This window comes from Microbacterium insulae (assembly GCF_042677065.1).
In the GTDB taxonomy this organism is placed as follows: domain Bacteria; phylum Actinomycetota; class Actinomycetes; order Actinomycetales; family Microbacteriaceae; genus Microbacterium; species Microbacterium insulae.
The window spans coordinates 287,899-311,886 of sequence record NZ_JBHTII010000002.1 but is presented as its reverse complement, the minus strand read 5'-3'; the positions used below and the strand labels follow the sequence as shown (position 1 = coordinate 311,886).

The window sequence follows — 23,988 nt, the reverse complement described above, 5'->3', positions numbered from 1 at the left end:
CCGCAGGTGCTCAGACCGGGGAGCCGGCCAGCTCGCGTGCCGCCTCGACACGAGCGTCGCGCGTCTTGATCGCGGACTCGTTCTCGCGGAGGAGAGAGTACAGCGGCGCGGCCACGAAGATCGTCGAGTACGCAGCGACGATGGTTCCCACGAAGATCGAGAGCGACAGATCGGTCAGGGTCTGTGCACCCACCCAGATGAGTCCGATGAACAGGATCGCTCCCGTCGGCAGGACCGCCACCACTGTGGTGTTGATCGACCGCACGAGCGTCTGGTTGACGGCCAGGTTGACCGACTCCCCGAACGTGCGGCCGGAGACCTCGCCGTCCTCGCTCGTATTCTCCCGGATCTTGTCGAACACGACAGTCGTGTCGTAGAGGGCATAAGAGAGGATCGTCAGGAATCCGATCACTGCGGCGGGCGAGATCTCGAATCCGAACAGCGCGTAGACGCCGATCGTGATGATGAGAACGTCGACCAGGCCGATGATCGCCGAGACCGACATCTTCCAGGTGCGGAAGTAGAGCGCGAGGATGAGGAAGGTCAGCGCGAGGAAGATGGCCAGGCCCCACAGGGACTGTCGCGTCACGTCCGCACCCCAGGACGGCCCGATGAACGAATAGCTCACTTCGCTCGCGGGCACGCTGTAGGCCTCCGCCAGCGCCGCGGACACCTCGCGACTCTCGGCATCCGTCATCTGATCGGTCTGCACGCGCACGGCGTCTTCGCCGATCGTCACGACTTTCGTCGTGGCATCGGGGACGACCGACTGGACGGCCTCGGTCGCCAGCGCCTGGTCGGTGGTCGCGACCCCGCTGACCGTGAACTGGGATCCGCCCGTGAACTCGATCGAGAACTGGATGGGACGGAACAGCGGAACGAGTGCCGACCCGATGACGAGGATCGCCGCGATGAGGAACCACAGTCGACGGCGTCCGACAAAGGGGAAGGAGGTCTTGCCGGTGTAGAGGTCGTTGCCGAGCTGGCCCATGGAGCGCATCAGTCGTCTCCCTCCTTGGCGGTCGTGGCGGGTTTCGCCTTTTCTCCCGCCGCAGCGGCGGCCAGTTCGGCCTGCTTGCGCTCGGCGATCGTCTGGCGACGAACAGCCTCACCCCGCGATTTGACCGCCCGGCGTCCGGCAGCGGAGGTCGCCGTCGCGGCCACCGGCTCACGGAACTGCGCGCGGCCGCGGTAGACCGCGCCCAGCGCGGTCGGGTCGAGCCCGGACAGCGGGTGTCCGCCGCCGAAGAACCGGGTGCGCGCCAGAAGCTGCATGACGGGGTGCGTGAACAGGATGAAGATGAGCACGTCGATCGCGGTCGTGAGGCCCAGGGTGAACGCGAAGCCCTTGACCGTCGCGTCGGCGAGGATGTAGAGCACCACCGCCGCGAGGATGTTGATCGACTTCGAGATGTAGATCGTGCGCTTCGCGCGCCCCCATCCGTCCTCGACGGCACTCGTGATCGACTTGCCGTCGCGCAGCTCGTCTCGGATGCGCTCGAAGTACACGATGAACGAGTCGGCGGTGAACCCGATCGTCACGATGAGGCCGGCCACGCCGGCGAGCGAGAGCCGGAAGCCCATCCGCCACGCCAGGATGCACAGCGTGAGGTAGGTCAGAACGGCCATCACGGCGAGCGACGCGATGATGACGAAGCCGAGTGCGCGATAGACGATCAGGGAGTAGATCGCCACGAGCGCGAGTCCGATGAGACCCGCGATGAGGCCGATCTGAAGCTGCTGGGAGCCCAGCGTCGCGGAGATCGAGTTGGAGCTCTCGACCGTGAACGACAGCGGCAGGGCACCGTACTTCAGCTGATCGGCGAGGATCTTCGCCGTCTCCTGGGTGAAGCTGCCGGTGATACTGGGGTCGCCGCCCAGGATCACGGCGTTCATCGACGGTGCCGACAGGACATAGCCGTCGAGCACGAAGGCGAACTGGTTCAGCGGAGGAGTCGCGCCGTACAGGCGCTGGCTGATCTCGCCGAAGATCTGCGTGCCCTCCTGGTCGAAGCGCAGGTTGACGGCCCACTGACCGTTCTGCTGCTGCAGGCCGAAGGTCGCGTCGTCGATCGACGAGCCGTCGAGTTCGACCGGTCCGAGGATGTACTTGACGCTGCCGTCGGCCTCGCACGTGATCAGCGGCTGGTCAGCCGGAGCGTTCGCCGGGTCGTTCGCGGGGTCCGAGCAGTCGTAGGCGTCGAACTCGGCCCGCAGGGCCGGCGTGATCCAGTTCGGGTCGCTGCCGTTCGTCGGCGCCACGGTCGGAGTGGCCTGAAGCGTGGGGTCGGGGGTGGGGAACGGTGTCTCGTTGCCATCCTCGCCGACGAAGGTCGTCGCGGGTGCACCCGCGAACAGAACCGCCCGCAGCTGCAGCTGGGCAGAGGCCTCGATGCGGTTGCGGGTCTCCTCGTCTGCCTGACCGGGGATCTGGACGACGATCTGGTTGCCGCCCTGCGTCGTGACGTCGGCCTCACCGACGCCCGAGGCATCCACGCGCTGACGGATGATCGTCACCGCCTGGTTCATCTGCTCCTCGGACGGTGCTGCGCCGTCCTCGGTCTGCGCCTCGAGGACGATCTGCGTGCCGCCCTGCAGATCGAGCGCCAGCTCGGGCGTCCACGAGCTCTCCTTGAACACGTAGACGCCGAGGGCGTTGATGCCGGCAAGGATCGCCGTGATCACGAGCAGACCGGTCAGCGCGCGCCACGCATGACGGACGGGAGTGGAAGTCGCCACGGATTCCGCTTTCTGGGAGGGAAGCCCGAACGGGCCGGTGGGATCAGGCCTGGGGCTTGGTGCCGGGCTCGGCGTCCGGATCGGCGGCGTCGCTCTTGTCGTCGGTGACGCGCGCGCCGTCGTCGGTCGGGAAGTCGTCGACGGGGGCGACCACGGGAGCGGATGCCTCGGGCTCGAAGTCGTCCTCGGTCAGCGGCGCATCGCTCGGCTCGACCACGCGCAGGATCGCCTGGCTGTGCACCTTGATGTCGACGCCGGGCGCGATCTCGACGACGGCCGGCTGGTCGAGGTTCTCCGGGTCGTAAGACACGATCGTGCCGTAGAGGCCGCCCTGCAGCAGGACCTCAGCGCCCGGAACGGTCTGACGCGCGCGCTGCTCCTGCTCGAGCTTCTGCTTCGCCATCCGGCGGCGGGAACTCCAGAACATGAAGATCAGGAGTACGACCAGCAGGATGATGAGGCCGTAGTTGGTGAAGAACTCGTTCATGAAGCAGGGGTGACCTTTCGGGGGTCAGACGCGCACCGGGGCGGCACTGCCTGTAAGAGGAGGGGCGGGCGAAAGCCTCCAGCGATTATAGGTCATCGAAGTCGAGCACCGATTCGGCCGGACGCGCGCCGAGATGCGCGTACGCCTCGGGCGTCGCGACGCGCCCACGCGGTGTTCGTCCCATGAATCCGATGCGGACGAGGTACGGCTCGACGACCGACTCGATCGTCTCGGCCTCCTCGCCCACGGCCACCGCCAGAGTGCCGAGACCGACCGGACCGCCGCGGAAGCGACGCACGAGAGCATCCAGGACCGCGCGATCGAGCCGGTCGAGGCCGATCGCGTCGACGTCGTACAGGTCGAGAGCCGCATCGACGAGGGCCGTATCGGCTTCCATCCCGTCGCCGTACACCACGAGGTAGTCGCGGACGCGCCGCAGCAGGCGGTTCGCGATGCGGGGCGTGCCGCGCGAGCGGCGCGCGATCTCCGCGCGTGCCGACGGCGGAAGAGTGACGCCCAGCATCGCCGCGGACCGTTCGATGACCTGCTCGAGCTCCTCGGGCTCGTAGTACTCCAGGTGCGCGGTGAAGCCGAAGCGGTCGCGGAGCGGGTTGGGGAGGAGTCCTGAGCGGGTCGTGGCCCCGACGAGCGTGAAGGGCGCGAGATCGAGCGGGATGCTCGTCGCTCCGGCGCCCTTGCCGACCATGATGTCGATCCGGAAATCTTCCATGGCGAGGTAGAGCATCTCTTCTGCGGAGCGCGCCATGCGATGGATCTCGTCGATGAACAGCACCTCACCCGGGGTCAGGCTCGACAGGAGCGCAGCGAGGTCTCCCGCGTGCTGGATGGCGGGTCCGCTGGACAGCCGCAGCGGACGCTCGCTCTCGTGCGCGACGATCATCGCGAGCGTCGTCTTGCCGAGCCCGGGCGGACCGGACAGCAGGATGTGGTCCGGGGGACGCTGCTGGATGCGCGCGGCGTCGAGCAGGAGCTGAAGCTGGCCACGGACCTTGTGCTGCCCCACGAACTCGGCCAGCGACGTGGGGCGCAGCGCGCCCTCGATCGCCAGTTCGGACTCGTCGACGGGCTCGCCCGCGTCACGAAGGTCATCCACCGACGGACTCCTTCCGCGCGGGCCCGAGAACGGCGAGCGTGCGTCGCAGAAGTGCCGGCACCGACGCCTGCTCTGCCGCGGGAGCCTCACCCACCACGGAATCGACCGCCTCGGCGGCGACGCGCTCCGACCAGCCGAGGCCGATGAGCGCCTGCACCACCTGGGCCGGGACGGCCGCCGCGCCGTCGACGCGCGGGGAACCTGCCGAACGCGAGACGGCGATCTTGCCCGTGAGCTGCACGACGATGAGCTTCGCCGTCTTGGGCCCGATTCCCGACACGCGGCGGAACGGCGCATCGTCGTCGGCGGCGACGGCATCGGCGATCTGCGGGACGGTGAGCGTGGCCAGCACGCCCAGGGCCGACTTCGGCCCGACGCCGGTCACTCCGAGCAGCTGGCTGAAGACGATGAGCTCCTCGCGGTCCTCGAAGCCGAACAGCGAGAGCGCGTCCTCGCGCACGATGAGGCTGGTGTGCAGGAGGATCTGCTCACCGAGGTGAGCTGCGTGGGCCACCTGTGGCGTGACGGCGACCGAGAGGCCGACCCCTCCGACCTCGACGACAACCGAATCCGGCTCGATGTGCACGACGGTGCCGCGGACTGACGAGATCATGGGTCGAGCCTACGTTCCGGTTCGGATGTTTGTTCGAGCGACACGCTCACCGGCGCGCGAGGCGCTCCGCGTCCTGCCACGCGCGCTGCGCCGGCGTGAGGGCGGCGGATGCCGCGACCGGCCCGCCCGACCGCCAGGCATGACACAGCGCGATCGCCAGGGCGTCGGCGGCATCGGCGGGTTGCGGCAGTGCGTCGAGGCGAAGGACGCGGGCGACCATCGTCTGCACCTGCCGCTTGTCGGCCGAGCCGTACCCCGTGATGGCCGCCTTGACCTCGGACGGCGTGTGGGTGGCAGCCGGAAGTCCCCGCTCCCCGGCGATGAGGAGTGCGATGCCGCTCGCCTGCGCCGTCCCCATCACGGTCTGCCGGTTGTGCTGTGCGAAGACGCGCTCGACGGCGACGACCTGCGGGGCATGCGTGTCGACGATGTGCCTGATGCCGCCGGCGATCACCGCGAGCCGCTCCTCGATGGGTGCACCGGCATCGGATCGCACGACGCCGACGTGCACGAGGCGCGCGGATCGGTCGGCGGCCACGTCGACCACGCCGATACCGCACCGGGTGAGGCCCGGATCGATGCCGAGCACCCGGAGGGAGCCGCGCGCGCGAGGGGAGGTCACTCCCCCACGCTAGGCGAGGGGCCGGGCTCGGGCCGCGAGGCGCTCCGGACTACTCGTCCTCTTCGAGCTCGGCCTGGACCTCGGCCGACAGGTCGAAATTGCTGAAGACGTTCTGGACGTCGTCGCTGTCCTCGAGAGCGTCGATGAGACGGAAGATCCTGCGGGCCGTCTCGGAGTCGATCTCGACCTTGAGGTTCGGGACGAACTCGACGTCGGCCGACTCGTACTCGATTCCGGCGTCCTGTAGCGCGGAGCGCACGGGAACGAGATCGGTCGCTTCCGTGATCACCTCGAAGCCCTGCGCGTGCGGCTCGACCTCCTCGGCTCCGGCCTCCAGGACCGCCATCATGACGTCGTCCTCGGTCGTGCCCTCGCCCGAGACGACGATGACCCCCTTGCGGGTGAAGTTGTAGGCGACGCTTCCCGGGTCGGCGAGCGTGCCGCCGTTGCGCGAAAGTGCCGTGCGCACCTCTGCGGCGGCTCGGTTCTTGTTGTCGGTGAGGCACTCGATCATGAGGGCGACCCCGCCGGGTCCGTACCCCTCGTACATGATCGAGGCGTACTCGACCGACTCGCCGCCGATGCCCGCGCCCCGCTTGATGGCGCGGTCGATGTTGTCCTTCGGAACGGAGGTCTTCTTGGCCTTCAGGACCGCGTCGAACAGGGTCGGGTTCCCCTGCAGGTCGGGTCCGCCGAGCTTCGCGGCGACCTCGATGTTCTTGATGAGCTTGGCCCACGACTTGGCACGGCGTGCATCGATCACGGCCTTCTTGTGCTTGGTCGTCGCCCACTTGGAATGCCCGGACATAACTCTCCTGATCAGCTCGTCGGCGTCGCCGCCGACGGACCATTCTAATCCCGACCTCTTCCGCCCTGCCCGGAGCCCTCAGCCGAGGATCCTCCGGAGGGTGCGCAGATTACGGTTGGTCGTGCGAGCCTTGTAGGTCGCTCGCGCGATGATCTTCGCGAACGGGCTGTCGGTCGTCGTGCCTTTCACGGGGTTCCAGTACACGACCCCTTCTCCCGGTGCGACGGGGTCGGTGCCCGCATCGAGATCACGGGCCGCGGACAGCAGCTCGTCGCGCGTGGCGGCGTCCACGCAGAAGATCACCCACGGCTGCCGCGAGGCGTCCTCGGCGTCGAAAGGGAAGCCGTCGGCGGCGGTGCGGAGTTCCGCAAGGGTCACGATCACGATCCAGGCGTCGTAGCCGAAGCGCTGCCTCAGGGCGGATTCGATCGTCGCCTTGAGCTCGGCGCGGCGGGATGCCGCGGCATCCGTCTCGAACACGACATTGCCGCTGGCGAGCACCGTCCTCACCGCCGCGAAGCCGAGGTCGGTGAAGACATCCGACAGTTCCGCGCTGCGAACGGTGATCCCGCCCACGTTCACTCCGCGCAGCAGCGCGACCCACTCCGTCATGCGCGGGGCAGCGACTCGAGGAACAGGCGATGGAAGCGGTGCTCCCCCGTGACCTCCGGGTGGAAGGCCGTCGCGAGGAGCGGTCCCTGCCTCACCGCCACGACGCGACCGTCGTCGAGCCGGGCGATCGGCTCGACGTCCGCACCGGCGTCCTCGACGAGGGGTGCGCGGATGAACACCGCGTGCACGGGCGACGTTCCGAGGACGGGCACGTCGAGATCGGTCTCGAAGGAGTCCACTTGGCTGCCGAAGGCGTTGCGGCGGACCGTCACGTCGAGGCCGCCGAACGTCTGCTGCCCCTCGATGCCGTCGATGATGCGGTCGGCGAGCAGGATCATGCCGGCGCAGGTGCCGTACATCGGCATCCCTGCGGCGATCGCGTCCTGGATCGGCTCGCGCATGCCGAACGCGCGGGACAGCTTGTCGATCACGCTCGACTCGCCGCCGGGGATGACGAGTCCGTCGACCGCGGCGAGCTCCACCGGCCGGCGGACGAGCGAGACCTCCGCCCCGAGCTCGGAGAGCACGCGCGCGTGCTCTCGCACGTCGCCCTGGAGGGCGAGGACCCCGACGTGCGGACGTGCGGACGGCACGGGCCGGCTCGTCACCACCCGCGCTCGGCGAGGCGGTGGGGGGCGGGCAGGTCGGCGACGTTGATCCCGACCATCGCCTCGCCGAGTCCGCGCGAGACGTCGGCGATGACCTTCGCGTCGTCGTAGAACGTCGTCGCCTTCACGATCGCCGCTGCGCGCTCGGCCGGGTTGCCCGACTTGAAGATGCCCGAGCCGACGAAGACGCCGTCCGCGCCCATCTGCATCATCATCGCGGCGTCCGCCGGGGTGGCGACGCCGCCTGCCACGAAGACCACGACCGGAAGCTTGCCCGTCTCGGCGACCTCGGCGACGAGCTCGTAGGGAGCCTGCAGCTCCTTGGCCGCGACGTACAGCTCGTCCTTCGCCATCGAGGTGAGCCGGTTGATCTCGCTGGAGATGGTGCGGATGTGCTTCGTCGCCTCGGACACGTCGCCGGTTCCCGCCTCGCCCTTCGACCGGATCATCGCCGCGCCCTCGTTGATGCGTCGCAGGGCTTCGCCGAGGTTGGTGGCGCCGCAGACGAACGGGACGGTGAAGTTCCACTTGTCGATGTGGTTGACGTAGTCCGCGGGCGAGAGCACCTCGGACTCGTCGATGTAGTCGACGCCGAGCTCCTGCAGCACCTGCGCCTCGACGAAGTGCCCGATGCGCGCCTTCGCCATCACGGGGATGGAGACCGCCTCGATGATCCCGTCGATCATGTCGGGGTCACTCATGCGCGAGACCCCGCCCTGGGCGCGGATGTCGGCGGGGACGCGCTCGAGCGCCATGACGGCGACGGCGCCGGCGTCTTCGGCGATCTTCGCCTGGTCGGGCGTGACGACGTCCATGATCACGCCGCCCTTGAGCATCTCGGCGAGGCCGCGCTTGACGCGCCCGGTTCCGGTGTCGACTGCGCTCACGAGGGATCCCTTCGGCTGGGTCGCTATCTGCGACCGAAAGAAGTCAATGCGGCCGATTGGCCTAGGCCAAAAGATAGCATGGGCGAAGTCACACCAGCGGCACGACGAAAGGCGGCGTCATGGACCTCGAGATCAGCGGCAGGTCCGCCGCCGAGATCTCCGACAGTCTGCGTGGACTGGTAGAGCGACGGATGCTTCGCCCCGGTGACGCGCTGCCGCCCGTGCGGTCGCTCGCCGACCGGCTCGGGGTCAATCGCAACACCGTCGTCGCGGCGTACCGGCAGCTCACGCAGACGGGTGTCCTCGTCACGCGCGGACGTGGCGGGACGCGCGTCGCCGACAGGGCGGCCGTCGCCCAGGAGGGCTTCGCGGCCGACACCGTGCTCCGCGACGTCGGCACCGGCAACCCCGACCCGTCGCGCATCCCCGACATCTCCCGGGCGCTCGCCCGCGTCGCGGGGCGCCCGGTCCTGTACGGCGAACCGGTGATCGACCCGGCCGTCGAGCGGTGGGCGCGCGAGTGGATGAGGGATGCTCCGGCCGACCCGTTCAGCCTCACCATCACGAGCGGAGCCGCCGATGCCGTCGAACGGCTGCTGGCCAGCGCCCTCACCCGCGACGACGCCGTGGCGCTCGAGGACCCCTGCTTCCTGACCAGCATCCACACCGTCCGCGTGGGCGGCTACCGCGCCGTCCCCGTGCCCGTCGATGACGAGGGCATGACCGTCGAAGGACTCCGTGCGGCACTGGCCGACGGCGTCCGGGCGGTGGTGTGCACGCCGCGCGCGCAGAACCCGACGGGCGCGAGCGTCACGGCGGAGCGCGCCGGGAAGCTGCGCGCCGTGCTGGCGGAGCATCCGTACGTCCTGGTGATCCAGGACGACCACTTCTCGATGCTGTCCCGTGAGCCGTTCCACTCGATCACCGGTCCCGAGAACCGACGCTGGGCGCTGGTCCGGTCGGTGTCGAAATTCCTCGGCCCCGACATGTGTCTCGCCGTCACCGCGTCCGATCTCGAGACGGCCGACCGGCTCGCCGTACGACTGACGCCGGGCACGACGTGGGTGAGTCACCTGCTGCAGCGACTCACCCTCGCCCTCGCCACCGACCCGGAGGTCACGGCCGACATCGAACGGGCCGGCGCCCATTACGCCGAGCGCAACATCGCGTTCGCGGAGCGCCTCGCCGGGCGCGGCATCCCCGCGCGGGCCGGCGACGGCCTCAACCTGTGGGTGCCGCTGCCCGTGCCCGCGCACGCGGTGGCCGACCGGCTCATGCGGCGGGGGTGGCTCGTCCGCAGCGGGGAGGACTTCTCGCTCGGCGACCCGGACGCCGCATACCGCCTGCGACTGACGACCCACGACCTCTCCGACGCGGACGCCGATCAGCTCGCCGACGACATCGCGGCCGCCGTGGATGCCGTCCACCACCAGAGCGCCCGCGGCGGAATGGGATGATCGACCGGTGAAGATCCTCTCCATCCAGTCGGCCGTCGCGTACGGTCACGTCGGCAACTCGGCCGCCGTCTTCCCCCTCCAGCGCATCGGCGTCGAGGTGCTCCCGGTGTACACGGTGAACTTCTCCAACCACACCGGCTACGGGTCGTGGCGAGGACCCCTCATCAGCCCGGACGACGTGCGCGACGTGATCACCGGCATCGAGGAGCGCGGCGTGCTTCCCCAGATCGACGTGGTCCTCTCGGGGTATCAGGGCGGTGAAGGCATCGCCGACGTGATCCTCGACGCCGTCGAGCGCGTGAAGGCCGCGAATCCGTCAGCGATCTATTCGTGCGACCCCGTCATGGGCAACGCCCGATCCGGGTGCTTCGTCGCCCCCGCCATTCCCGTTCTGCTGCGCGATCGTGTGGTTCCCGCCGCCGACATCATCACCCCGAACCAGTTCGAGCTCGGGTTCCTGACCGACACCGAGCCCGACACGCTCGAGTCGACGCTCGCATCCGTCGACCGCATCCGCGAGACCGGCCCGCGCACGGTGCTCGTCACGAGCGTCGAGCGGCCCGACCGACCCGAAGGCACGATCGAGATGCTCGCGGTCGACGACGCCGGCGCCTGGATCGTGCAGACTCCGCACATCCCGATGAAGGCCAATGGATCGGGGGACGTCACCGCGGCGCTCTTCACCGCGCACTACCGACGCACCCGCAACCTCGGGGATGCGCTCGCGCGGACGACCTCGAGCGTCTTCGACCTGCTCCAGCGCACCCACGATTCGGGAGAGCGCGAGCTTCAGCTCGTCGAGTCGCAGGAGTTCTACGCGCACCCGCGCATGCAGTTCGAGGCGCGTCAGGTCCGCTGACCGGCCGGGCCCCTCAGACGGGCCACGCCTCCGCGACGGCGGAACGGACGTCGCCGAGAAGCTGAGGCAGCGCCTTGGTCCGGGCGATGATCGGGAAGAAGTTGGCGTCCGAAGCCCAGCGCGGGACCACATGCTGGTGCAGATGCTCGTCGACGCCCGCACCCGCGACGCTCCCCTGATTCATCCCGATGTTGAATCCGTCGCACCGCGAGACCGTGCGGAGCACCCGCATCCCGACCTGGGTGAGTTCGCCGATCTCCTCGACCTCCTCGGGGGTCGCCTGGTCGTACGTCGCGATGTGTCGGTAGGGGCAGATGAGCAGGTGCCCGGAGTTGTACGGGAACAGGTTGAGCAGTGCGTACGCCGTGCGGCCGCGCGCGACGATGAGGGCGTCCTCGTCGCTCTTGTGCGGCGCGGCGCAGAAGGGGCACTCCTTGCGGAGGGGGTCCGGGCCGGCCTTGATGTACGCCATGCGGTGCGGCGTCCACAATCGCTGGAATCCGTCGGGCACTCCGGGGAGGGTCGCCGCGTCGACGAGCCCGGCGATCTCGTCGGCCTCGCGGGCCGCGGCATCCGGCTCCGGGGCGTCGCTCACGCGAAGTCCTCGACGCCGTTCACCAGGGCGTGCGACGCGATGGACTCGTGGATGCGGCGCACCGCGTCCGCGATCGGCACGCCGTTCTCCTGCGTACCGTCGCGGAAGCGGAACGAGACCGTCCCGGCCGCGCGGTCCTGCTCGCCGGCGATCAGCATGAGCGGCACCTTCTGGGTGGTGTGCGTGCGGATCTTCTTCTGCATGCGATCGTCACTCCGGTCGAGCTCTGCCCGCACGCCCGCCGCCTGAAGCTGCGCGATCACCTCGGCGAGGTACCCCTCGTATTCCTCGGCCACGGGGATGCCGACGACCTGGACCGGCGAAAGCCAGACCGGGAACGCACCCGCGTAGTGCTCGAGGAGGATCGCGAAGAACCGCTCGATCGAGCCGAACAGCGCACGGTGGATCATGATCGGCCGCTTCTTCTGACCGTCGCGGTCGGTGAACTCCAGCTCGAATCGCTCCGGCAGGTTGACGTCGACCTGAACGGTCGACAGCTGCCATGTGCGCCCGATGGCGTCCTTGGTCTTGAGGTCGATCTTCGGGCCGTAGAAAGCGGCTTCGCCGGGCACCTCGGTGACCTTCAGCCCGCTCGCGTGAGCGACGTTGCGGAGGGCTTCGGTGGAGTACTCCCAGAACTCGTCGGAGCCGATCCACTTCTCCTTCTCGTCGTCGCGCATCGACAGCTCGAGCTCGAAGTCCTCAAGACCGAAGTCGCGCAGCATCGAGATGACGAACTCGAGGACCCGGGTCGTCTCCTCCTCGAGCTGCTCGGGGGTCACGAACAGGTGCGAGTCGTCCTGCGTGAAGCCCCGCACGCGGGTGAGGCCGTGAAGCGCGCCGGAGAGCTCGTTGCGGTAGACCGTTCCGTTCTCGGCGAGGCGCATCGGCAGATCGCGGTAGCTGCGCGCGCGCTCCTTGAAGATCAGGATGTGCATCGGGCAGTTCATGGGCTTCAGGTAGTAGTCCTGGCCCTGCTTGGTGATCTCGCCGCGCTCGTCGCGCTCCTCGTCCATCACGATGGGCGGGAACATCCCCTCCTTGTAGGTGACGAGGTGGTTCGACTGGAGGAAGAGGTCCTCCTTCGAGATGTGCGGCGTGTAGACGTAGGTGTAGCCGCCCGCGATGTGACGGCGTCGCGCGTGCTGCTCCATCTCACCGCGGACGATCCCGCCGCGCGGGTGCCAGACCGAAAGCCCCGAACCGATCTCATCGGGGAACGAGAAGAGGTCGAGCTCCTTGCCGAGCTTGCGGTGATCGCGCTTGGCCGCCTCCTCGAGGCGCTGCTGGTAGGCGCGCAGCTCGTCCTTCGTGGGCCACGCGGTGCCGTAGATGCGCTGCAGCTGCGGGTTCTTCTCACTCCCCCGCCAGTACGCGCCCGCGATGCGCTGGAGTGCCCAGCCGTTGCCGATCATGCGGGTGTTCGGAAGGTGGGGACCGCGGCAGAGGTCCTTCCAGACGGTCTGACCGTCGCGGTCGACGTTGTCGTAGATCGTCAGCTCACCCGCGCCGACCTCGACCGAAGCGCCCTCGGCCGCCTCCTTCGATCCGCCCTTGAGTCCGATGAGTTCGAGCTTGAACGGCTCGTCGACGAGCTCGACCCGTGCCTCTTCGTCGGTGACGGGGCGACGGACGAATCGCTGGCCCTCGCGGACGATGCGCTGCATCTCCTTCTCGATCGCCTTGACGTCCTCCGGAGTGAAGGGATGCTCCACGCCGAAGTCGTAGTAGAAGCCGTCGGTGATGGGCGGACCGATGCCGAGATTCGCCTGCGGGTTGATCCGCTGCACCGCCTGCGCGAGCACGTGCGCGGTGGAGTGGCGGAGGATGGAGAGTCCGTCCGGACTGTCGATGGTGACCGGCTCGACGGCATCCGTCTCCTGCACCACCGTCGCGAGGTCCTTGAGTTCGCCGTTGACGCGCAGGGCGACCACCGAACGATCGGGGAAGAGGGCGAACCCGTCGGCGGGGAACGGCACGGCGGGCGGGAGGACGACGTCGGTCACGGAAACTCCTGAGGATGGCTTCGATCAAGGCTACTCAGCTTCGGACGCCGCACGCGTCCTGCCCGCTCAGGCGCCGAGCGTTCGCGTGCCTCCGACGAATTCCATGCTTCGAGTGTAGTCACGCGTCCGCGATGCGATCGCGACGGCAGCGCCGTCCCGAGCAGGCGTCATCAGAGGTGTTTGAGGGCTTCTCGTCGTGAGAGCGGGCTCAGGGCGTGCTCGTCGGCATACATCCGAACCCAGTCCGGCGCGACGCGCGCGTACTCGCGCAGTGCCCATCCGATGGCCTTGCGGATGAAGAACTCGGAGTCGCCGAGGTTCGGGCCGATCGTCTCGGCGAGAACCACAGGATCGACGTGCCCTCGCCGTCCCAGCTGGGACAGGATCGCGACGCGGCGGATCCAGAGGTCGTCGTCGCACGCCCAGCGACGAACGAGCGCGGCCGTCTCCGTCGGGCGGGCATCGTGAAGGTCTGCGAGCCGGTGCGCGAGCTCGTCGGTGATGTCCCACCAGCGACCGGTGCGCACCATGTGCTCGACGATCGGAATCAGCGATTCGTCGCCGCGCAGCGCGCGCATCCCGAGCAGCGCCATCGCCGCGTACCGCTCTTCGCGGAAAGCGGCTTCGTTCCACAGCTCGAGACTCGCCGACCGGAGGGTCGCGGCATCCATCCCCGCCGCCTCGCGCTTCGCGACCCCCCGCGCGTCGGGGACCCGCACGCCGAGGAACGGCATGACCGATTTCATGTACGCCTGCTGGGCCGGCCCGCGCTGCGGATCGGCGACTTGGCGCAGCCCCTCCCGGATCCGCGCGGAGAGGTCATCGGTCACCGCAACACGGTAGCGCGCGTCCCCGAGTCGCTGTGCCCTGGGCATGCCGGGTTACGCTCGGGCGATGAGACGCCATCCCCTGCAGTCCGGCGCGATCGCGTCCGCAGGCTACGACCCCGCGCTCTCGGTGCTCGAGCTGGAGTTCACGACGGGCGAGGTGTACCGCTACTACGCCGTGCCACCCTCCGTGCATCGGGCGCTCGTGTCCGCCGGCAGCGCGGGACGATACTTCCGCGAGCACATCCGCGACGTCTACCCGTCCGAGCACCGACGCTGACGCCGGAAACGCGAAAACCCCCGTCATCCGGGGGTTTTCTGTGGTGCGCGATACTGGGATCGAACCAGTGACCTCTTCCGTGTCAGGGAAGCGCGCTACCGCTGCGCCAATCGCGCCCGTATGGGCTGTTCACTTGATGAGTGGAGGTGGCGACGGGATTCGAACCCGTGTAAACGGCTTTGCAGGCCGGTGCCTAGCCGCTCGGCCACGCCACCGCGTGTGGTTTGACCCCACGTGCCGTGATTCCTTCGAGAGAAGAAACCCCTGCACTCGAGCGGATGACGAGACTCGAACTCGCGACCCTCACCTTGGCAAGGTGATGCGCTACCAACTGCGCTACATCCGCATTTCGTTCCCGGGATTCGCACCCCGGGCACGTGAAAGACTTTAGCCCACGAAACCCGGACTGCAAAACCGGACGGGACCCGCGCGTGTCACACGACGGCGGTCCGGGAGACCCTCCTCCATCGGGTAGTATCGAGTCTCGTCCCCACGGGGACACGGGCGATTGGCGCAGTTGGTAGCGCGCTTCCTTCACACGGAAGAGGTCATCAGTTCGAGTCTGGTATCGCCCACCACGGAAACCCGCGTAGTCACGCATTTCTACTCACTCAGCCCGCGTCGACAGGCGCGAGATCGGCGCTGTTGTTGTGCACTTGGTGTGCACCAGCGCGCGGAACGAGCGCCGCGACAGCCTCAGCAGCATGCCGAGCGCGGTCGCCGATCAGGTGCGTGTAGACGTCCGAAGTGATGACGACCGACGAGTGCCGCAGCCGCTTCGACGTCAGTGCGATGTCCGCACCGCTCGCGAGCATCAGGGATGCATGCATGTGCCTGAGTCCGTGCATCTTGATCCACGAGAGCAGCGGCTGAGGCTGCTCTCCACGTGCGATGCGCTGCGCGTTCTCGACGGTGATCGTCGCGTTCGTCGCAGCCCAGACGGGCTTGAACACGTTCTTCAGCACGTAGTCGCGTCGCAGCGGTCGCCCGTCGTCGTGGGTGAAGACGTAGCCGCTGTTCTGCCAGAGGCTGCCGAGCCGTTCATGGTCGGCCTGCTGGGTGATCTGCCACGCGACGAGAGCGCCGACCGTCTGGTCTTCGAGGTCGATGCTCGCCTGGCTCTCTTCGGTCTTCGGCTCCTTCTCTTCGACCTTGCCGTCGACGATCGTGCGCGTCCACCGCACAGTGAGCGTGCGCGACGCGAGATCGACGTCGATCCATCTGAGCCCCGCCAACTCGGCAGGGCGAAGGCCGGTGAACATCGCGACTTCGAGCACGACGCCGAGTCGATGCTGCTGAGCGTGGTCGAGGAACAGCCCTGCTTGCGCGGGTGACCACGGCTCGAACTTCGCGCGCCGCTCCTTCGGGAACACGACACCGTTCGCCGGGTTCGCTGGAATGAGATCGCCCCGCACGGCTGCGGTGAGTGCGCTAGAGATGCCTCGGTGCGCTTTCTTGACGGTGGGCACTCCCCTGCCGGCTGCGAGCATGCTGTCGACGAAGCGCTGCACGTCCGCACGTCGGATGTCGCTGAGTCGCATGCGTCCGAGTGCGCTGGGTGCGACGTCGTTCTCGAAGTAGCGCCCATACGCTGCGACGAGTCCCGCTGAGAGACCGCTGGTCGCCAGCCACTCGTCGCACCACTGCGCGAACTGCGTGCGGTTGGTCTCCCGGAACTGCCCGGTGTCGTGCTCGGTCTTCGCCTTCGCGAACGCCGACTGCGCCGCCCGCTTGCTCGGGAAGTTCGCGACCCGCGTCTGTAGCCGTCGCATCTTCTTCGTCTTCGGGTCGAACGCGAACCCTCGGCTGAGGTAGTAGCCCCATTTGCCGTGCTTCGGATCGGCGAGCAGCACGGGGCATGCGCGGGCGATCTGCTCGGGCGTCGCGTTCTCGGGCAGGTTGCCGTAGGGCTTGCGTGCCGCGTCGCGGCACGAGCATCTGCGATAGATCATTCGTCTTCCTTCCTGGGTTGAGGCTCGGCTGTCTGCCGCAGCCACGTCTTGCGCGCGCCGATCGCGTCGGCGTACGTCTGCTCCACAGCGCCGTGCAGCGCGGTGATCTCGTCCAGGTGTGAATCGAGCGCGCGGGTGAGGCGTGCGATCACCTGAAGCGGTGCTGACGCCCTATCGCTGAGCGCACGAGCGTCGGGCTCGATGACCTCGCGACTCACGGGCTGGCCGTCGATCTCGACCTGATCGACATCGCTCGGGATCGAGAACAGATCGGCCGGCCGCAGGGCGAGGGCTCGCGCAAAGAGCACGACGTCGTCGGCAGTCCAGGTGCGTTTGCCGCGCTCGGCTTCCGAGACAGCGCTGATCGTCCACGCGCGACCCGACAGGGCTGCGAGTCGTTCGGCGAACGCGTCCTGCTGCATCCCGATGCCTCGTCGCTCGCGCTTCACGTTCTGCCCGATGATCTCTCTCATCGTGCTCATCGGCACTCCATTCCTATTCAGTTGGGCAACTGAATACACGAATCACACATGGCGCCGAACTTCGGCATATACCCGAATCTAGTGTACGCTCGTGTCTAGCAACACCACACGTCAAGGCACGGCGGGCCCGGTCTGACGATCCAGACATCTACGTCATCCAGAAGGATCGCCATGCCCGCCAACAAGACAGCCGTCGCGCTGACAGCCTCCGACTTCGATCTACCCCTCCCGCTGCCTGTCGGCCTCGATGTCCCCGAGGCAGCGAAGATCGCCCGCATCGGCGTGACCACCATGTGGCTCGCCGTCAACTCTGGCGAAGTCGAGTCCGTGAAACTTCGAGGTCGTGTCCTGATTCCGACGATCCCGTTCCTGCGGAAGTTCGGCATCGAGCCCGCGCCCGTCGTCGTTGAGCCCGCCAACGACTGAGCGATCGACTCGACGGAGGGCGAGAACCCACACATGCAGATTCGACGACTCGCGACACATTCACTCGCCGACGTAGAGGTCGAGCGCCAGCGCTGGCTTTACGAAGACCTCATCCCGCTGGGCGCGTCGACCGTCCTCGCAGGGCGCGGCGGCATCGGGAAGTCGACGATCCTCGCCTGGCTCGCAGCATCCGCGACGCGCGGCACTCTCCCCGGTGACCTGCACGGCGAGCCTGTCGACGTCGCGTTCATCTCAGCCGAAGATCACCCTGCGACGGTGCTTGTGCCACGGCTGAAGGCAGCGGACGCCGACCTCGCTCGCACGCACGATCTCAGTCGCGTGCAGGTCATCGGCGATCGCGCTCCCGACAGCAAGTTCAAGAGCGCCGCCGACAGCACCGCTGAGATGCTGGCGAAGTACGGCGTCATCCCAGACGGCGCGACGGGCTGGGAGACGTTGCCGACGATCGCGGACGATCTGCCCGCGATCGAGCGCGCACTCGCGGAGTCGGGCGCGCGCCTACTCATCGTCGACCCGGTGATCTCGATGATGGACGGCGATCAGATCAAAGCGAGAGACGTGCGCCGCAACCTCGACCCGTTGAACGCTCTCGCCCAGCGACTCGATGTCGCGATCGTGCTCGTCATGCACTTCAACAAGGGCGGCGGCAGCGCATCCGATAGAGTCTCGGGCTCGCACGCGTTCCGTGACGCCGCGCGGGCGGTGCTGCTTCTCGCTGTCGATGACGAGACAGATCAGCGCGTTCTCACGATGGACAAGGGCAACACGACGCCCCGGTCGATGTCGCTCGCGTTCGAGATCAACGACGCCCTCGTCGCGGCGAGAGACGGGGATGCTGCTCGTGTTGGCCGTGCGCGCCTCATCGGCGAGACGTCGACGACAGTGCATCAGATCGTGAGCCGCGAGAACGACCGAGCCCTCGGTGATCTCTCGTCGCGGATCGTCGCGCTCGTGAACGGTAGCGCTGAGCCCATGTCCCCCAGCGATGTCGCTGAAGCCCTCGGCGAGAACTACGACACGGTGAAGCGCTATCTGGGTCGGCTCGTGAACTCGCAGCGGATCGCGCGGCGCGGTCGTGGCCTGTACGCGCCGGTCGCTGGGGACAGCGAAGGGGACACAGTGTCTCGTTTCACCGAAGTGTCTCTTGTGTCCCCAGTGTCCCCAACTGAGAGCGGGAAGGGGACAGAGGGGACAGAAGGGACACGGGGACACGACGAGAACCGCGTGTCCCCAAGGGCGAGCCCATGAGCCTCAGAGATGAGATCGCCGCAGCAGCGAACGCGATGCTCGCGATCACTAGCCCACCCGTCGTCCCGTGCAGAGAGGAAGGTCACCCCGTGAACGACGCCACCCCCGACCGCATCCCCGACGAGAGGACGAGCGCATGAACGCCGCCGCCACATTGCTGCTCATGGACATCACGCGCCCTCGGCGTGCAGCCCGAGTGCGCCAGCAGCCAGAGGAACAGCAGATCAGAGACGGTGAGCGCTTCATGAGCCCTGAAGAGCCCGACGAAAGGAAGACACGATGACCCGCGAACTTGATGCCGTGGTCGCTCGCGCTCACTGGCTCGTGACAGCGCCCGAGCGCGAGAGCCTGCGCGTCGCGAAAGCGAAGCGTCGTCACGGGCTGGCCGACTATGAGCGGGCTCTCGACGAGATGCAGCCGCGTCACTACGGCGTCGTGACGGCGTACGCCGCAGCGCTTAGCGCCGAAGCAGCCGCCCAGCGAGCCGAAGCCCAGGAACTCCGCGAAGTGCTCGCGGCGATCCTCGGCGTGAAGATCGGCGGTGCAGCATGACGAACGGATACCGCCTCATCCACGACGAACTGAAGGACCGTCGCGGGAGCGCGATCGGACTCCCCTGCGCCGCCCCCGATTGCCGTCGTCTGGCTGACGGCTGGGGGCTCGTCGGCGAAGCGTCGCACTACGGCGAGGACAGCATGGGCCGCGCAGTGCGGTGGTCGAACGATCTCAACGACTACGCGCCGCTCTGCGACAGCCATAACAACCTGCTCGATCGCGGCGGCGACTGGCTCTACTGCCCGAACGGTCACTACCGAGCGACGTTTGGCACGCACCGCAACGGACGGTGCAAGGGCTGCACTCGGGACAGTCTGCGTGCCCGGTACGCCGATCCCGAGTACCGCGCCCGTGCGAACGCACGGCGACGCGAACTTGCAGCAGCCCGCCGAACGAACGGAGAACCCCGATGACCCACCCCGAGCACGGCGGCGACCGCCACAGCACGGCGGCGCAACTCACCGCCGCAGAACGCGCGAACGAAGCGCTACGTCTCCGACTGATGAGGGTGCCGTACCGGCAGATCGCGCGAAGCGTCGGCTACGCCAGCCCTGCCAGCGCGTTCCGCGCCGTCGAGCGCGCGCTGAAGAACCTGCCACGCGAGAACGCAACGGCGCTGCGCACTCAGGAACTCGAAGCGCTCGATCTCGCGCAGCGCACGCTCATGCCAAGCGTGCTCGCCGGGCATCTGGGGGCAGTCGATCGACTGCTGAAGATCATGGACGCTCGCGCTCGAATCGCCGGGCTCTATGAGATCAACGGCGACAGCGGCGTCGAAGAGTTCAAGGCCGTACTGCGCGTCTGGGCGTCGTCGATCGCGAAGGCCGTCGACGCCGAAGAGTCTCTGCCCGCCGACAGCGAGCAGATCACCGAGAGAGAGGAAACCCGATCGTGACCACCACGAACACCTACCGCACCGCTTACCGGGCCTACCGAGACGAGTTGGGCGCTGCGATGCAGATGTCAGACCCCGATCTGAGCGCTGCGGGCCTGTCCGTTCGGCAGCGCGCCCGTCGCGAGAGCGCGCGTGAGCGGCTGCTCGCGGCACGTCCGGCGCTCCCGAGCGTAGGGACGAGCCGCGCCGACGTGCTGGGGTCGCTGCGCCCGACAACCGCCGACCAGATCAGTCGCATGCAGCACGAGCAGGCTCACGTCCTGCGGATGCTCGAAGCGGGTCGCGCGCTCGGGCAGATCATCGCGAACGCTGACGACGTGCGCGCACTGGCGATCGCCGATCTCGTCGAGACGTTGCCGCAGACGCTCGAATCGCAGCACGGCGACGAGATCATTGCCGAGACGCACGGGCTCGTGTTCGAGCGTCTGGCCGATCTGGGTGTCGAGAGCGCTGTACAGGCGCGCGAGTTCGAGCAGAGCAACGCGCCCGCCCTCGCGTGGCACCGCGCGATGACCGAGGCCGCTGAGGGCAGCGACGCGAGCGTCGGAGCGTGGCAGGACGTGTACCGCGCGGACGCTAAGGGCTATGAGGCGGCACGCGCTGGGCTCGACGGCAACGTCGACGAGTGGGTGCGCCGGTTCGATCTCGCGAACGCGTGACCGGACGGGCGACGTCGCGTTGCTCATCCGCGGCGTCGCCAAGAGGGGCGGGCGGTCGAATCTCGCCCGCCCCTCGCTCTCATCACACGAACTAGGTATAGGGGCGGAGCAGGAACGCCGGCACGAAGTGCACGGGGCCGCAATCGCGCCGTGCGACGGAACGCGTCACAGCAGGAGAAGAGAGCACCCGCTCTGATCTGCGGTTTCTAGACGTGCTGGCACAGCGGCAGTGCAATGGCACACGCCCAACGCCTTCGTGCGATGCTCGGCGATCCTGACGGTGTCCGCTAGCGTCAGGGGTCACGAACGGAGGCACTGTGGTCGAGATCATCGTCGGTGGCGTGATCAGCGGAGTAGTCGTGCTCATCATCGCGGGTCTCTGGAAGCGCCGCCGTGCCCCTCGTGAGTGGGTTCAGGAGCAGCGCGAGATCGCCACCACGACCCAGCGGAAGGGTGCCAGTCAGGAACTGACGGTGCTTCGGGAGCAAGTTCTCGAAGTCGCGCGCGCCCGCAACGTCGTCATTCCCGCTTCGTCGAAGGGAATCAGTCCGACCGTCGTGACCTTCTCGGACGGGACGACGCGGTTCTACTTCAACGACCACGCCAGGTATAGGCAGGCGATGCAGGCGCGGCAGGTTGCACCGACGCGCTCGTTTCCTGGTAAGCCTCCCGTGCCAGTCTCGCGATGGACACGAGAGGCCATCGAGCAGTGGCTCGCGGAGAACGCCGACTGAGCCGGACTCGTGACACTTGAATCACGGCGCCTCCTCGCTGGAGCCGGCGATCCGGTCGCATTGGCGTGTCAGGAGAGATCGCGCAGACGGTTTCGCACCTCACGAATCACGAATCGCGGACGCTCGAGCCAGGATTCGTCACCAGCCATAACGTCACGAAGCATCTCTTCTGCTCGTTCGAGATAGCCGCGCACCAGATCCGCTTCGAGCGCGCGGCTCAGACGCAGGCTGCAGTCAGCGAAGACAAGCGCGTGAAGTCCCTTTCTCTGGTCGGAGTCGAATGCGTTCTCAAGTCCGTCAAGCGCACGAAAGCACAGCGCCTGCGCCTCGGGGATGGTGCCGGCTTTCTCCACATTCGCGCGGAAGAGAATGCGGTTGTAGGTGTTCTCGATTGTCCAGTTGACGCGCTTCCGGGCACCCCTTGCGTGATCGATCTCTCGAAACGCTTCGTCGAACTGACGGTGCTCCGCCAAGAACAGCGCCTTTTGCTGCTCGACGTAGTACTGCGGGCCAACGTTCTGGACCTCGAGTTTGATCTTGATCTTGTCGTACTCGTCGGCGCCATCCTGCCAGGAGGTGAATGCACGAGAATACAAGCGATGGTCATAGCCGCGGCGACGGAACACGTCGTAGGAGGGGATCCGAAGCGGAGAGACGTTCGCCTGAAAGCGCTGAAGCATCGTGCGCAGCGCCGATCCCGGCACTCCAGTCAGCACGTTTTCGGCGACCTGCATCGATCTCGCGGCAAAGTAGTCCTGGTTCTCCGCTGCGTGCACGCCTTCGTATTCGCTCAGCAGTTCTCCGACCGCCTCGACCATCTGATAGAGAGTGCGGAAGTCGTCGATGGATTCGCGGAAGAACGCGACAGCGACGTCCATCGACAATGGCACACGACCGTAATGCAGATAGCAGGCCAATATGAGCATCAGCGCATCTTCTGGTTCCGACCTGTAGATGGAGCCGATGTATTCCACCAGACGCTCATCGATCGTCTTCTCCGAGAGATTTGCTCGAACCATTTCGCTCACCGTTGGCGTCAGCGAGTACGCGGTCTCGGGCCACTCCATGAGGCGACGCTTGATGCGAACCGGGATTGAGTACCAAACGCGCTGGAGGTCTTCCTTCGACACGGAACTCACGGCGACACGCGCCCCGATCCGTGCATCCGCGATGCGGTGCGACACCGAACTGAGGTTGTAGTCGCGATCCGCAGCCACCACGACGGCGTGGCGCAGAAGCGTCAATCGCACGAGGGACTCGATATCCCCCGCGACGTTGTCTATGAGAATGAGCGCGCGCCCCTCGCCAACCTGTCGACTGATCAGTTCCGCTTCGGGGAGAGAGGGACTGTCGAGCAGGATCCGCGGGCCATCGAAGGGCGCGTGCGCGGCCACCTGCATCAGCAGCGTCGTCTTGCCGCTGCCGGGGATGCCAGACAGCAGTGTGTTCGCACCCGCGGCCACGTTATTCAGAACTGTCGCGAAGTGCGAAGTTCGCACGACCTGTGTCGAGTAGATATCGCTCCAGGATGGCGCCGCGCCGAGATAGAAGTCTTCGAGGGGTCGGGATGCCGACTGAGTCGAGTTCGGCACGTTTCCGAGGTGCTGATCAGCAGCATCGGCGGTTGCGGCCACACCGATGTTCTCGTCGATGTACCGGAGAAGACTTTCAGTGTCCGCGACGATGATCTGAAAACCAAGCGCCCGGAAGTACTCAATCATGGCCGGGTCGTCACTGCCGGGGCGGACCTGGATCCAGGCGCTCCCGGGCAACTCGTTGCCAGCCGTCCCGCTGCGAAGCACCTGAAGCGTGCCTGCGTCTCTCAACGAGTAGCCAGCGAACAGTGTTGGAGAATCCCGAAGGCGCTGGCGCAGCAGCATCCAGCGATCTGGGTCGGCTGTGGCAGCAGCAGCCAGGTCGAGAGGCCCGAAGATGTACGGACGATTGGGGTCGCGGACCGATCCGTGCAACTTGACGATATCGATCGCTGCTGCGGACGCCGCTGCTCCTCGGCTGTACACATCGTTCAGGAAGTGCACATCCGACTCACCGAGCACCGACTCGAACAGGTCATCGATGTTCGTGGTGAAGATCGATCTGATCGCAATCTTCTCCAGCACGCGATAACTCGGGTCGAACTCACTGACGGTGAAGCGCTTGCGAAGGAAGTCCTCAAGGCCAGGAGCGTCACGAGCGGCGATGACTGTGCTCAACTGCGGAAGATCCAGGCTGCCGTTCGGATCCACGCCGAACTTTGCTCGCAGTTCGTTAGACAGGACATCGCCGACGGGCAATGGCCCGATGGCGGATTTCGCCATCGCACTCCAGCCAGCACCGGTAAAGATGTTGATCCCGGTTCTCGCGGCTTGCAAGAAACTCGCCGCGTTCTCGACTTCGATCATTCCGCCCCCGTGGTCATGTGAAAGTCAGCATGCCACAGCCCGCCCGAGGCCCATGCGCGTGACGACGCGGCAGTTCCACCGGCCTCGCACCTCCCGACAC

27 protein-coding genes and 4 tRNA genes are annotated in these 23,988 nt (G+C 67.2%); 12 read left to right on the top strand and 19 right to left on the bottom strand.

Annotated features, from left to right (window positions below; genetic code table 11):
- Positions 1-10 precede the first annotated feature (10 nt).
- From secF to pdxS, 10 genes are all read right to left on the bottom strand, one after another.
- Positions 11-1,000, bottom strand: a complete 990-nt coding sequence (secF, locus tag ACFQ0P_RS14070) for a protein translocase subunit SecF (RefSeq protein WP_204979278.1) — start codon at positions 998-1,000, stop codon at positions 11-13.
- Entirely contained in the window at positions 1,000-2,739 is a 1,740-nt protein-coding gene (secD, locus tag ACFQ0P_RS14065) for a protein translocase subunit SecD (RefSeq protein ID WP_204979277.1), read from the bottom strand. The genes secF and secD overlap by 1 nt, the downstream gene beginning before the upstream one ends.
- 43 nt (positions 2,740-2,782) lie before the next feature.
- Complete coding sequence (locus tag ACFQ0P_RS14060) at positions 2,783-3,226, bottom strand: preprotein translocase subunit YajC (RefSeq protein WP_204979276.1); 444 nt, start codon at positions 3,224-3,226, stop codon at positions 2,783-2,785.
- Between the two features lie 85 nt (positions 3,227-3,311).
- Positions 3,312-4,340, bottom strand: coding sequence for a Holliday junction branch migration DNA helicase RuvB (gene ruvB, locus ACFQ0P_RS14055; protein ID WP_204979275.1), 1,029 nt, complete (start codon positions 4,338-4,340; stop codon positions 3,312-3,314).
- The gene (gene ruvA, locus ACFQ0P_RS14050; protein ID WP_204979274.1) at positions 4,333-4,953 is read right to left on the bottom strand and encodes a Holliday junction branch migration protein RuvA; all 621 of its coding nucleotides are present in this window, start codon (positions 4,951-4,953) and stop codon (positions 4,333-4,335) included. Before ruvA ends, ruvB begins: the two co-directional genes overlap by 8 nt.
- A gap of 46 nt (positions 4,954-4,999) precedes the next feature.
- A complete protein-coding gene (gene ruvC, locus ACFQ0P_RS14045) occupies positions 5,000-5,575 on the bottom strand; it encodes a crossover junction endodeoxyribonuclease RuvC (RefSeq protein ID WP_378772613.1) in 576 nt (191 codons plus the stop codon).
- A gap of 49 nt (positions 5,576-5,624) precedes the next feature.
- The gene (locus ACFQ0P_RS14040) at positions 5,625-6,383 is read right to left on the bottom strand and encodes a YebC/PmpR family DNA-binding transcriptional regulator (RefSeq protein ID WP_204979273.1); all 759 of its coding nucleotides are present in this window, start codon (positions 6,381-6,383) and stop codon (positions 5,625-5,627) included.
- A gap of 78 nt (positions 6,384-6,461) precedes the next feature.
- Positions 6,462-6,995 (bottom strand): DUF1697 domain-containing protein, encoded by a 534-nt coding sequence (locus ACFQ0P_RS14035; protein ID WP_204979272.1) that lies wholly within the window; start codon positions 6,993-6,995, stop codon positions 6,462-6,464.
- Positions 6,992-7,588, bottom strand: coding sequence for a pyridoxal 5'-phosphate synthase glutaminase subunit PdxT (gene pdxT / locus ACFQ0P_RS14030; RefSeq protein WP_204979271.1), 597 nt, complete (start codon positions 7,586-7,588; stop codon positions 6,992-6,994). The genes ACFQ0P_RS14035 and pdxT overlap by 4 nt, the downstream gene beginning before the upstream one ends.
- An 11-nt stretch (positions 7,589-7,599) precedes the next feature.
- Positions 7,600-8,490 carry a pyridoxal 5'-phosphate synthase lyase subunit PdxS gene (gene pdxS, locus ACFQ0P_RS14025; RefSeq protein WP_204979270.1) on the bottom strand — a complete coding sequence of 297 codons (891 nt, stop codon included), beginning with the start codon at positions 8,488-8,490 and terminating at the stop codon, positions 7,600-7,602.
- A 119-nt stretch (positions 8,491-8,609) separates the two neighbouring features.
- Between pdxS and ACFQ0P_RS14020 the strand changes: the two genes are divergently transcribed.
- The gene (locus ACFQ0P_RS14020; RefSeq protein ID WP_204979269.1) at positions 8,610-9,947 is read left to right on the top strand and encodes an aminotransferase class I/II-fold pyridoxal phosphate-dependent enzyme; all 1,338 of its coding nucleotides are present in this window, start codon (positions 8,610-8,612) and stop codon (positions 9,945-9,947) included.
- A gap of 7 nt (positions 9,948-9,954) precedes the next feature.
- Positions 9,955-10,806 carry a pyridoxal kinase PdxY gene (pdxY, locus tag ACFQ0P_RS14015; protein WP_204979268.1) on the top strand — a complete coding sequence of 284 codons (852 nt, stop codon included), beginning with the start codon at positions 9,955-9,957 and terminating at the stop codon, positions 10,804-10,806.
- A 13-nt stretch (positions 10,807-10,819) separates the two neighbouring features.
- Here pdxY and ACFQ0P_RS14010 read toward each other — a convergent pair whose 3' ends face one another.
- The 3 genes from ACFQ0P_RS14010 to ACFQ0P_RS14000 all read right to left on the bottom strand — a co-directional run bounded on the left by ACFQ0P_RS14010 (position 10,820) and on the right by ACFQ0P_RS14000 (position 14,237).
- Positions 10,820-11,353: an HIT family protein gene (locus ACFQ0P_RS14010; protein ID WP_204981424.1), complete on the bottom strand. Its 534-nt coding sequence runs from the start codon at positions 11,351-11,353 to the stop codon at positions 10,820-10,822.
- A gap of 44 nt (positions 11,354-11,397) precedes the next feature.
- Positions 11,398-13,407: a threonine--tRNA ligase gene (gene thrS, locus ACFQ0P_RS14005; RefSeq protein WP_204979267.1), complete on the bottom strand. Its 2,010-nt coding sequence runs from the start codon at positions 13,405-13,407 to the stop codon at positions 11,398-11,400.
- Positions 13,408-13,577: 170 nt separating this feature from the next.
- On the bottom strand, positions 13,578-14,237 hold the full coding sequence (locus tag ACFQ0P_RS14000) for a DNA alkylation repair protein (RefSeq protein WP_378772610.1): 660 nt from the start codon (positions 14,235-14,237) through the stop codon (positions 13,578-13,580).
- A gap of 64 nt (positions 14,238-14,301) precedes the next feature.
- On the opposite strand from ACFQ0P_RS14000, the gene ACFQ0P_RS13995 reads away from it, so the two are divergent.
- Entirely contained in the window at positions 14,302-14,514 is a 213-nt protein-coding gene (locus tag ACFQ0P_RS13995; protein WP_204979265.1) for a KTSC domain-containing protein, read from the top strand.
- 41 nt (positions 14,515-14,555) lie between these two features.
- Here the strand turns inward: ACFQ0P_RS13995 and ACFQ0P_RS13990 are convergent.
- From ACFQ0P_RS13990 to ACFQ0P_RS13980, 3 genes are all read right to left on the bottom strand, one after another.
- Positions 14,556-14,630, bottom strand: a tRNA-Val gene (locus tag ACFQ0P_RS13990).
- 25 nt (positions 14,631-14,655) lie between these two features.
- A tRNA-Cys gene (locus ACFQ0P_RS13985) sits at positions 14,656-14,729 on the bottom strand.
- 58 nt (positions 14,730-14,787) lie between these two features.
- Positions 14,788-14,860: transfer RNA gene (locus ACFQ0P_RS13980), tRNA-Gly, on the bottom strand.
- A 156-nt stretch (positions 14,861-15,016) separates the two neighbouring features.
- On the opposite strand from ACFQ0P_RS13980, the gene ACFQ0P_RS13975 reads away from it, so the two are divergent.
- Positions 15,017-15,092 (top strand) — tRNA-Val (locus ACFQ0P_RS13975).
- 33 nt (positions 15,093-15,125) lie between these two features.
- On the opposite strand, the gene ACFQ0P_RS13970 is transcribed toward ACFQ0P_RS13975, so the two are convergent.
- Positions 15,126-16,466 (bottom strand): site-specific integrase, encoded by a 1,341-nt coding sequence (locus ACFQ0P_RS13970; RefSeq protein ID WP_204979264.1) that lies wholly within the window; start codon positions 16,464-16,466, stop codon positions 15,126-15,128.
- A complete protein-coding gene (locus ACFQ0P_RS13965) occupies positions 16,463-16,948 on the bottom strand; it encodes a helix-turn-helix domain-containing protein (protein ID WP_204979263.1) in 486 nt (161 codons plus the stop codon). Before ACFQ0P_RS13965 ends, ACFQ0P_RS13970 begins: the two co-directional genes overlap by 4 nt.
- 171 nt (positions 16,949-17,119) lie before the next feature.
- On the opposite strand from ACFQ0P_RS13965, the gene ACFQ0P_RS13960 reads away from it, so the two are divergent.
- The 8 genes from ACFQ0P_RS13960 (at position 17,120) to ACFQ0P_RS13925 (ending at position 21,486) form a co-directional block, all read left to right on the top strand.
- Positions 17,120-17,374, top strand: coding sequence for a helix-turn-helix domain-containing protein (locus ACFQ0P_RS13960; RefSeq protein ID WP_204979262.1), 255 nt, complete (start codon positions 17,120-17,122; stop codon positions 17,372-17,374).
- 33 nt (positions 17,375-17,407) lie between these two features.
- Positions 17,408-18,643: an AAA family ATPase gene (locus tag ACFQ0P_RS13955; protein WP_204979261.1), complete on the top strand. Its 1,236-nt coding sequence runs from the start codon at positions 17,408-17,410 to the stop codon at positions 18,641-18,643.
- Positions 18,640-18,783 (top strand): hypothetical protein, encoded by a 144-nt coding sequence (locus tag ACFQ0P_RS13950; protein ID WP_204979260.1) that lies wholly within the window; start codon positions 18,640-18,642, stop codon positions 18,781-18,783. Before ACFQ0P_RS13955 ends, ACFQ0P_RS13950 begins: the two co-directional genes overlap by 4 nt.
- A gap of 139 nt (positions 18,784-18,922) precedes the next feature.
- Positions 18,923-19,195, top strand: coding sequence for a hypothetical protein (locus ACFQ0P_RS13945; protein WP_204979259.1), 273 nt, complete (start codon positions 18,923-18,925; stop codon positions 19,193-19,195).
- On the top strand, positions 19,192-19,611 hold the full coding sequence (locus ACFQ0P_RS13940; protein ID WP_204979258.1) for a hypothetical protein: 420 nt from the start codon (positions 19,192-19,194) through the stop codon (positions 19,609-19,611). The genes ACFQ0P_RS13945 and ACFQ0P_RS13940 overlap by 4 nt, the downstream gene beginning before the upstream one ends.
- Positions 19,608-20,093, top strand: a complete 486-nt coding sequence (locus ACFQ0P_RS13935) for a hypothetical protein (RefSeq protein WP_204979257.1) — start codon at positions 19,608-19,610, stop codon at positions 20,091-20,093. Before ACFQ0P_RS13940 ends, ACFQ0P_RS13935 begins: the two co-directional genes overlap by 4 nt.
- On the top strand, positions 20,090-20,752 hold the full coding sequence (locus ACFQ0P_RS13930) for a hypothetical protein (protein WP_204979256.1): 663 nt from the start codon (positions 20,090-20,092) through the stop codon (positions 20,750-20,752). The genes ACFQ0P_RS13935 and ACFQ0P_RS13930 overlap by 4 nt, the downstream gene beginning before the upstream one ends.
- A gap of 317 nt (positions 20,753-21,069) precedes the next feature.
- Entirely contained in the window at positions 21,070-21,486 is a 417-nt protein-coding gene (locus tag ACFQ0P_RS13925; protein WP_204979255.1) for a hypothetical protein, read from the top strand.
- 68 nt (positions 21,487-21,554) lie between these two features.
- Here the strand turns inward: ACFQ0P_RS13925 and ACFQ0P_RS13920 are convergent, their stop codons facing one another.
- Positions 21,555-23,888, bottom strand: a complete 2,334-nt coding sequence (locus ACFQ0P_RS13920; RefSeq protein ID WP_204979254.1) for an SIR2 family protein — start codon at positions 23,886-23,888, stop codon at positions 21,555-21,557.
- Positions 23,889-23,988: the final 100 nt, after the last annotated feature.